Below are 9,535 nucleotides of genomic sequence, written 5' to 3'. Positions count from 1 at the left end.
GAAACCTACACCGAGCCCGTCGGGGACGAGACTTACACGGGGATACGCGTTTCCGGCACCTCAACCGAGGACCTGCCGGGCAGCGTGGGTCTTCCCGTGTTCCGCGCCCGGCTTTGGATTCCTCCCGGCGCCGGCACGACCGTTTCCGAGCTCGTCCTCGAGCCGTACTCCCTGAACGTGGACAACCCCCTCCCCGCGCCGCGTTGGGTCGAGTCGGGCGAGGGGGACATGGTTTCCATGGTGCCGGTCTACGAGCTGGACCCCACCCTGGCGTCCGTCGCCCGGCCGACCGCGGAATCCGGAGAGGTTGAGACGGTGCGGGGCTGGCGTCTGGCCCAATTCCTCCTTCGCCCGGTGAGTTACGCCGACGGTCGGTTGACCGGCTACCGGCGCATCCGGGTCGAGGTGGCCTTCCGTTACCCGACCGGACGCCTGCGCCCCGACGCCTCGACCGGCGACAGCCCCTGGGCTCTTGACCTGGCCCGGAGCCTGGCCCCCAACTTCGAGTACGCCCGGGAACAGGGCTGGCGCGTGGCACCGCCCCCCCCGCGTGAGGACCAGCTTCACTCGGGCCAGCTCCCCCTGCCCCGCCTCAAGGTCGTGGTGGGCGGGGACGGGCTCTACCGGGTCACCCCGGAGGACCTGAGCGCGGCCGGCCTGGACTTAGGCCTTGTGGACGCTCCGTCGTTTCCGGGAGACCGACGCCGCCCCGTCGGGCTCACCGTCCCTGGGCTGGCTTCAGGGCAGACTGCACTGCGAGGAAGAGGACCAGAGCATGGCCCGGGCTAATGACTTGCAGAAGGGGATGGATTACTCATTTTGGGACACGGTGGACACGAATAATTCCGTCACGGAAGAATACCAGCTCTTCGACCAGGACTCCGGAGGCGGCGACGCGCGGCTGGCCCTTAGATTCAAGGCGTACCAGCTCGACAGGATTGCGACGCTGCGAGTTTACGCCGGGACGGAAGCCGGGACGCCTCAAGACGCCGTTATCACGGTTCAGGTGAGCGATACGGGGAGGCTCTACGAGGTCTGGGGGGTCATACCTTCGAGTGAGCTGGTGGACGGGACGAACTACCTGACCTTCGAGCTGACCGTGCCCGGCTCCAACAGCCCCGGAGCCTCGTCTTACGCGGGGCTGTACACGGACAGCTTCCAGGTAATTTACTCTCGCGGCCCGCGCATGCAGTCGGGCTCACTCGAAGGCTGGGGCCCGCCAGACGTTTCGGGCGACCGCGTTATGCGGGTTACCGACGTCACCGGAGACTCGCTCGCCATCTGGGATCTCACGCGTGGTGAATCGCTGGTGAACTTCGACCTCACGGGCCCCGAGGGCTCCCGCGACGCGTCCTTTACCTGGAACGCCGAACCGGACTACCACCTCGCGGTCGCGGACCTCTCCCGGGCATTCCCTCCCCTGGACGTTTACCTTGACGCTCCGTCGGACCTCCACTCCCCCGTTGACGCGGACCTGGTCTACATCGTCCACCCGGACCTCGTCGCATCGCTGGACCCCCTGGTTGAGATGCACCGCTCGAGGGGCTTCCGAGTCCAGGTAGTCCGCGTAGACGACATCTACGACGAGTACTCGGGCGGACGGCTGGACCCGACCGCCATCCGCGACTACCTGTACCACGCCTGGACCGACTGCGTCGGCGACCCGCTGACCTTCGTCACCCTGGTGGGCGACACGTCCGGCGATTACCGCGACGTCGAGCACCGCTACCTCGGCCCGAACTGGAGAAAATTCCCCCAGGCCATGCTCCCCACCGCGTACGTCATCACCTACACGCCCGAGCACTACTTCGTCGCCTGCGACGGCTACTTCGCGTCCCTTCTTCCCGAGGAGCAGCCCGACTCGGACGTGCCGCTGCCCCAGGTCGCCCTCACGCGCATCAGCGCCTACGAACCCTCCCAGCTCGATACGTATGTCGCCCTCGCTTGCGTCTACCCCGAACTGCCGGGCGGCAGCTGGCAGACCAACCACGTCCTACTGGCGGACAACACCGTGAACTACGACGGTGACCCCCCCCCGGGCTCCCAAAACGAGCCCATCACCTTCGACATCTACGCCGAGAACATGCTACGGACCTCCACTCCGGCCGGGATGTACACCGACAAGGTCTACATGACCGCCCTGGGCATGGCCCGGACCCGGGACAACTACTACACCCCCCAGAAGTACGACGTGGGCAAGCGCCGCTGGGCCACCCGCGAGCACGTCACGCCCGCGTTCCTGGATGCCATCCGTCAGGGCGAGCTCGTGGTCAGCTTCATCGGCCACGGCGCCTGGCACACCTGGGCCCACGAGCTGGCGGAGACGAACCGCCCGCCCCTCTACCGGGACTTCGACCAATGGGAGTGCCCCGTCCCGCCGCTCTTAATCCAGTCGTCCTGCTCGGTCGCCGACTTCGACCGGACCCTCTCCATGGACCGCAACTGCGTCAGCGAGCTCCTCCTGTGGCACCCCCTGGGCTGCATCGCCACGACCGGCTCGACGCGGCTCTCGGGCGGCGCCTCGCAGGACTTATACCACCGCCTGCTTTTCGAAGCCTTCTACCACCCGGACCAGCACCTCGAAACACCGGCCTTCGGCCTGGCCCACATGCAGGACCTCATCCTCGGCAACGACCCCTTAAACAGCCAAAGACAGACGATGTTCGGCGATTCCGCCTCCGTGCTTCGCCGGGCCGTCCCCGGCCTGGACATAGACCCACCTTCGGGCACCGTCGTCGCCCGGGGTGCGGTCATCGTCGTCACGGGCGTCCAGACCCTAGAGTCACCGGACAACCCCAGGGAGTTGACGGGAACCGTCCAGATTCGGGCTTACGACCGCCCGCTGATGCCTTACACCTACAACGAGACCCGCATCTACCGCCTGGTCGGCACCGCCTCGACGGAGCTCGTTGACGGCTCTTTCAGGACCCAGATCGCCCTCCCGCTGGACATGAACGACGACCTCTCCGACTACGAGATTTACCCCTACACCCTGGAGCTCCGGGCCTACATGGTGGACGAGACCACAGGTGAGACGATCACCGACTGCCCCTTCTCGGGGGACGAGGTCTGGAGCCTGCCCATCGTCGGCTCGGTGGACCCGCCCGCCGACAACGAGGGCCCCCAAGTCAACCTCTTCTTCGACGACGGCGCCACCGCCTCCGGGGACTACATAGACGGAAGCGTCAAGCTCACCGCCGAGCTCTCGGACCCCCAGGGCATCCTTTTGATCCGCTCCGACGGCGGGGTGCCCATGGCCTCCGGCGACATAGACCGGCCCATCATTCTCGTCGCCGAGGCTGAAAATCACAGCTTCGACATAGACCTGACCGACGCCTACAAGCCGGTCCCCGGCGATTACACGCGGGGGGTGGTCGAACGGCAGCTCGAGCTTCCCGCAGGGGATTACACGCTCACGCTCTACTGCTACGACAACTTCGGCGAGCCGGGGTCCGCCTCGGCGGAGCTGGTGGTGGCCGACCGTCTGGGCCTGTCCGAGGTGCTGGTGGTGCCCAACCCGGCACCGGGCCCGACGGCTTTCACCTTCTTCGCCAGCACACGCCCGGACCAGGCGTGCGTCCGCATCTACACCCCCGTCGGCCGTCTGGTGCGGACCCTCGAGGCGACCGACCTCGTCACGGGGTTCAACGTCATCGAATGGGACGGGAACGACAACGGGGGCCGGCCGCTGGCCAACGGCGTATATCTCTATTCCCTCGAAGCCCGCGACGGTGACGACACGACCACGGCCTTCGAAAAATTCATAATGCTACGCTAGGAGCCTAGCCGTGCGTGTGACAAAGCCGACCGTGCTTCTGGGTATGCTCGTCGTAACCGCGGTCGCGGCCGACGGGGACACCCTGTACGCCGGGGACTACCTGACGGCGGGCTTTGGAGCCCGGGGGATGGCCATGGGCGGGGCCTACTCGGCGCTGGCCGCCGACGCCGCCGCACCGGCCTACAATCCCGCGGGCTTGGCCTTCGCCGGGAACTACGGCGGGCTCTTCATGCACTCCAGCCGCTTCGCCGGCCTGGTCAACTACGACACCCTTTCCGGTTTCTGGACCCCCGACGAGGCCCTCGGCTCCTTCGCCCTGTCCTGGATCCGCACCGGCTACGACGACATCAAGCTCACCCGCTGGGGCGATGACGGAAGGCCCGAGGTCTACGACGTGGTGAACTCCACGAGCAACGCCTTCCAGCTGACCTACGCCCGGCGGCTCGTGGAGAACCTCTCGGCGGGCGTCACCGTCCGCTACCTGTACGACGATCTGATTCCCGACACGGCGGAGGGTGGTGCGGTCACCGCCGACGGGTTCGGCTTCGATCTGGGGGTCCTCTGGCGACCGGCGGAACGGGCGGGGCTGGCCCTGGTGATCCACGATCCCTACACCGTCAAAACCTGGAGCAACGGCACCGCGGACACCTTCGACCCGCGGCTGGTGCTCGGGGGAACTTGGGGTTTGGACCTGGCCGGGATAGACAGCGTGCTGACCCTCTCCGGCGACGCCGAGCTCATCCTCGCCGACTACGGCGATGCGGCGCAGCTCGATCTCGGCGACATCAGCCTCGACCTGCACGGGGGCCTCGAGATCACCGTGGCCGACGTATTCTCGGCCCGCGTGGGCGCCGACCGGGGGAAGCTGACCCTGGGCGGCGGGGTGTCGCTGTGGGGGATTTCATTGGATTACTGCTGGCTCAACCACGAGCTGGGCTCCACCCACCGGGTCAGCATCGCGGTCGCCTTCTAGAGAAGGAACTATTCGGTAAATCCACCGTATACGGGAAGCGGGAGAAGGTCGGCTTGAGCGAGCGACCCTCGCGTGTTATCATACCCCCGTCCCGGAACCATAGCGGGAACGATATGCGCAGTATGTTTCTGGTTTTGTTGATTCTCATCCCGGTCGGCGTCGCCCTGGCCGACGCGGTCAGCATCACCGTTCCCTGGCTGACGATGGACCCCGGCGCCCGACCCGGCGGCATGGGCAAGGCCTTTTGCGCCGTGGCCGACGACGTCCATGCCACCTACTACAACCCCGCCGGACTCGGATTCTTCACCGACCACATGGTCGGCGCCATGCACTCCGACCGCTCCATCGAGGGCAACGACATCTACTACGACTACCTGGGCTACATCCACCACTTCGAGGACATCGGCACCTTCGGCATCTGGGCCATCTACTCCAACGCCGGCCTCATCGCCATCACCCGGGACAGCCCCCAGCCCATCGGTTACATGGCCGCTTACGGCCTCTGTGTCGGTCTGTCGTACGGGTACGACGTCTTCAAGGACTCCCTGGGTGTGGGTGGCACGCTGAAGTACGTCTACGACCACCTTTCCAACACCAACGTGGCCCAGGCGGTTGCCTTCGACGCGGGTGTTCTATGGCGGACGCCGCTGCAAAAACTCTCGATGGGCGCCATGGTGATGAACCTGGGAACGCCGCTCGTCTACCAGACGGCCAAAGAGCCGCTGCCTCGCATGGTGAAGCTCGGCCTGGCCTACGAGATTCCATTCAACGACGATTTCAACGAGATGCGGTTCAGCCTCGACTACTCCAAGTATCTTTTGGGGCTGAACGACGACGTGGGAACGGAGCTCGGCGAGGCGGTGCTCGGAGTGGGCGCGGAGTATTGGTACGCCGGCATCGTCGGCCTGCGTGTCGGCTACTACTACGACGAATCGGCGGCGGTTGTGGGGACCAGCTTCGGTTTCAGCGTGCGTTACCTGGGCATCCAGTTCGATTTCGCCCAGCAGCCCGAAGGTGAGCTCTTCGGCATGAAGAACCGCTTCAGCGTGAGCTATACCTTTTAATCACAGCTCCTTCGCGAGTACAGGTGGAAGGGCGGGGCCACTGACCCGCCCGCCGAAGCATGGGCGGCCGGTCTTTAAAAAGCGAACCGAGCGCAGCGAGCTATGCCCTCGGCAAACCGAGCGCAGCGAGCTATGCCTCCGGCAAACCGAGCGAAGCGAGCTATGCCTCCGGCACATCCCGCGCCGCACGTTGACACTGCGCGACGGTATCAAGTATACTTTTCAGCCGCTCGACCCGCCCAAAAGCGAACTATGCCAACCTACGAATTCCGCTGCGAGAACTGCGGCAACCGTTTCGAACTCTTCCTCCCCATCACCTCCGGGGACCCGGAGAGTTGTCCCGAGTGCGGTCAAGGCCCGATCCGGAGGTTGCCCTCGAGCGGAGCGGGGTTGATCTTCAAGGGCTCCGGATTCTACGCCACCGACTACCGCCCCGAATCCTACAAAAAGGCCGAGAAGCGGGATCGTGAATGCGCGGAATGCAATTCAAGCGAAACCTGTCCCGCGAAAACCGACGGTAAAAAACCCAACCCCGAGGAGTGACCGGTGCGAAAAGCGATCCCAGCGATCCTGGCCCTATCCGTTGTTCTACTTTTCGCCGCCTGCGGTGAGGAGGGGACCGTACTGGCCAACATCGGCGACGGCGCGGTGACCGTCGAGAATCTCCAGCGCACGGCAACCCTTCTCGGCGACCAGGGGCTCATACAGACGGGAACGAGTCAGGGTCGGGAGCAGCTTCTGGAAAAATCCATCCAGATGGAGGTCCTCTACCAGTCGGCCCTCGCCGCGGGGGTGGACAAGCTTCCCGACGTGCAGGCCCAGTTGGAGCAGTCCGCCCGGGACGTGGTCATCTCCAATTACCTCCGTATCAGCTTCGCCAACTACGGCTTCTCCGAAGACGAGTTCTACGATTACTACAAGAACCACGCCGCCGAGCTGGTGTCGCCCACCCAGGCCAACGTCAGGCACATCCTCACCGAGAACCAAACCGACGCCAGTCGTGTCCTCGCCGAGCTCCAGGGCGGGGCCGACTTCACCCAGTTGGCCGCCGAGCGTTCCACGGACCGGATGAGCGCGATGAACGGCGGCCGGCTCCCGGTGTTGTCTCCCGACAATCAGGTTCTCCCGCCCTACATCCTCCAGACCATCTTCTCGGCCAAGGTGGGTGAGCCTTTCGGACCGCTGGAGAGTCAGATGGGCTGGCATGTGTTCGTCGTGGACGCCTTCAACCCCGGCAAGCCCCTCTCCTTCGACGAGGCCAAGCCCCAGATAGTCCTGGCGCTCCTCGCCCCGGAGGCGGACGTCCGCGCCTACTACGATGCGCACCGGGACGAGTTCGACCGCCCCGACGCGGTGAGCCTGCGCTACATCCTGTCGGCCACCCGGGAGGACGCCGAACGGGTCATCGCCAGGGCGGCGGCCGGCGAGGATCTTGGTAAAATCGCCAGCGAGGTTAGTCTCGACGCCGCGACCAAAGACGGAGGCGGGCTGATTCCCCGCCTGTTCAGGGGGCGGTCCCTTCCCCTCTTTTCCGGAACGGGGGACGATAAAACCGTCGAGGAGAAGGCCTTTTCCATCAAACCCGGCGGGATAAGCGAACCCTTCGAGCTCTCCCGGGGCTGGGCCGTGATCCAGGTCCTCGATTTCACTCCGGGCGAGGCGTCACAGTACGAAACCGTGCGCGCACAAGCGCAGTCGAAGCTCTTCGAGACACGCGTCCGCGCGAAGGAGCAGGAATTCTACGACGCCCTCGAAACGAACTTGGGTGTCAAACGCAACGAAGAGGCCATCACGGCCTACCTCCAGAGTTCAGATAAGTAACCACCGCTAAGATATAACTGGTCATCGGTGAGGTGACACTATGCGTAGAACAGTCTTCATCTGTACCGTTCTTGCGGTCCTGTCGATCTGTGTATCGACGCCGGCCCAGACCCAGGACGACCGTCCCGTCGTCTGGATAGACGGCAAACCCTTCACCATAGACGACCTGGAGCAGCGGATAGCCGATCTGCCGGCCCAGTACCAGTCCCAGTTGGTCGACGAGGCGGCCCGGCGGAGCTTCCTGGATCAGATAATCCAGGAGCAGGTGCTCTACCTGGCCGCCCTCGACGATAAACTGGATTCGGATCCCAAGGTGGAGCGCCAGATCGAACAGACCCGCGTGCGTACCCTGGCCATCGCCTACTACGAGAGCGTCTTCGGCGAGTTCTACGGCTACTCCGAAGAAAAACTCCGCGAGTACTACGACAGCCACCGCGACGAGTTCATGACCGACGCCCAGGTTCGTCTGCGCCACATCCTCTACACGACCGAGGCGGACGCCCTGGCGGGCAAAGCCCGTCTCGACGCAGGCGAGATTTCATTCTCCGACCTGGCCAAGGCCGAAACCCAGGACGTCAAGACCAAACGTCTGGGCGGCATGCTGGGCCTGGTGACGAAGGACATGCCCGTCCCCCAGCTCGGCGCCGTGCCCGAGCTGCAGGCGGTTATCTTCGACCTCCCGGTGGGCGAGGTGGCGGGCCCCGTTCAGAGCCAGCTCGGCTGGCACCTGCTCCTGGTCGAGGAGAAGATTGACTCAAAGCCGTTGAGCTTCGATCAGGTGAAGTCCCGCATCGCCGACTCCATCCTCGTTCCCGAAGCCGACGCCGTCAGTTACTACGAGGAGCACATGACGGACTACCTGGACGAGGATCAGGTCCAGATCCGCATCCTCGTCTGCGCGGATGAGGATAAAATCAAGGCGGCGCACCAGGCGCTGGATAGCGGCGAGAGCTTCGAGCGGGTCGTCGGAGAGTACTCCGAGGACGAGACGACCAAACCGGATGGCGGCCTGCTGGGCTACCTGAAGCCCTCCTCGCCCATCCTCCCGCTGGGACGGTTTGCACGCAAGGTGGTCAACATCGCGATTAAAGACTTGAAGGACGGAGAGTACACGGATCCGATCGCGTTGGATGCGGGCTGGGTTATCGCGCAGAGAGTATCGTACCTGTACCCGCGCCAGAAACCCTACGAAGAGGTGCGGGGGTCGGTCCGAGGTCAATTGATCGGTGAAGCCTCCAACCAGCGCGTCGTGGATTTCTTCAACGAACTCCGAGATCAGTACGACGTGGTGGTGAACGAGGAGAACCTATTCGCCGAACCGAAACCCAAGGAAAGCCCGGCCGAGCTTTACGCCCTGGCCGAGGCGGCCCCGCCGCCCACCGCGGTCACCTACTACAAGAAAATCCTCGAATTCTACCCCGACTCCGACGAGGCGCCCAAAGCCCAGTTCATGATCGGCTTCTTGTACTCGGACAAGCTGAAGAACTACGACGAGGCCGAGGCGGCGTTCAACACATACCTCGAAAACTGGCCCCGCGGAGACCTTGCCGAGAGCGCCCGTTACATGCTCGAGCACATGCGTGACGAGGATGTTGAACTCCCAGAAGGCCTTTAGGAGCGAAATGGTCGAAAACGTTTACGAACCTGAGACCGAGGGCATGGTTGAAGAGGAAGCTAAACCCAAGCGGTTGCAGGCCAGGTCCACGGACCTCGCCAGCTATTACCAGATATCCCTCGAGGAGCTCATCGCCAGGGCGAAGGACCGCTACGATCTGGTCATGAAGACGGCCAAGCTGGCCCGCGAGATAAACGCCTCCAGGCTGCGTTACGGGGTCCCGCGTCCGGAGAAGGCGACGGTGGTCGCCCTCAATGAAATTCATCAGGATAAAAACCTCGAGG

At 64.3% G+C, this 9,535-nt stretch carries 8 protein-coding genes; all 8 read left to right on the top strand.

The genetic code is table 11. The features are described 5' to 3' along the window. The coding region (locus tag NTW26_04275; GenBank protein ID MCX7021488.1) for a hypothetical protein at positions 1-789 on the top strand (789 nt) is incomplete at its 5' end. Continuing rightward, a complete protein-coding gene (locus NTW26_04270; protein ID MCX7021487.1) occupies positions 671-3,778 on the top strand; it encodes a C25 family cysteine peptidase in 3,108 nt (1,035 codons plus the stop codon). The genes NTW26_04275 and NTW26_04270, both read left to right, overlap by 119 nt. Positions 3,779-3,788: 10 nt before the next feature. Next, on the top strand, positions 3,789-4,751 hold the full coding sequence (locus NTW26_04265; GenBank protein MCX7021486.1) for a PorV/PorQ family protein: 963 nt from the start codon (positions 3,789-3,791) through the stop codon (positions 4,749-4,751). A gap of 113 nt (positions 4,752-4,864) precedes the next feature. Further along, on the top strand, positions 4,865-5,815 hold the full coding sequence (locus NTW26_04260; protein ID MCX7021485.1) for a PorV/PorQ family protein: 951 nt from the start codon (positions 4,865-4,867) through the stop codon (positions 5,813-5,815). 252 nt (positions 5,816-6,067) lie between these two features. Then, positions 6,068-6,358 carry a zinc ribbon domain-containing protein gene (locus NTW26_04255; protein ID MCX7021484.1) on the top strand — a complete coding sequence of 97 codons (291 nt, stop codon included), beginning with the start codon at positions 6,068-6,070 and terminating at the stop codon, positions 6,356-6,358. A gap of 3 nt (positions 6,359-6,361) precedes the next feature. Continuing rightward, on the top strand, positions 6,362-7,636 hold the full coding sequence (locus tag NTW26_04250) for a peptidyl-prolyl cis-trans isomerase (GenBank protein MCX7021483.1): 1,275 nt from the start codon (positions 6,362-6,364) through the stop codon (positions 7,634-7,636). 40 nt (positions 7,637-7,676) lie between these two features. Beyond that, positions 7,677-9,251: a peptidyl-prolyl cis-trans isomerase gene (locus NTW26_04245; GenBank protein ID MCX7021482.1), complete on the top strand. Its 1,575-nt coding sequence runs from the start codon at positions 7,677-7,679 to the stop codon at positions 9,249-9,251. A 7-nt stretch (positions 9,252-9,258) separates the two neighbouring features. Next, a partial coding sequence (rpoZ, locus tag NTW26_04240) for a DNA-directed RNA polymerase subunit omega (GenBank protein MCX7021481.1) occupies positions 9,259-9,535 on the top strand: 277 nt, incomplete at its 3' end.

The sequence above is a fragment of the bacterium genome (assembly GCA_026398675.1).
In the GTDB taxonomy this organism is placed as follows: Bacteria; RBG-13-66-14; RBG-13-66-14; order RBG-13-66-14; family RBG-13-66-14; genus RBG-13-66-14.
This window is presented reverse-complemented; position numbering and strand designations above follow the sequence as displayed.

Bases quoted from the DNA above. Each gene is read 5' to 3' on its own strand.
- NTW26_04245 (MCX7021482.1), top strand. From the start codon at position 7,677: ATGCGTAGAACAGTCTTCATCTGTACCGTTCTTGCGGTCCTGTCGATC.
- NTW26_04255 (MCX7021484.1), top strand. From the start codon at position 6,068: ATGCCAACCTACGAATTCCGCTGCGAGAACTGCGGCAACCGTTTCGAA.
- NTW26_04260 (MCX7021485.1), top strand. From the start codon at position 4,865: ATGCGCAGTATGTTTCTGGTTTTGTTGATTCTCATCCCGGTCGGCGTC.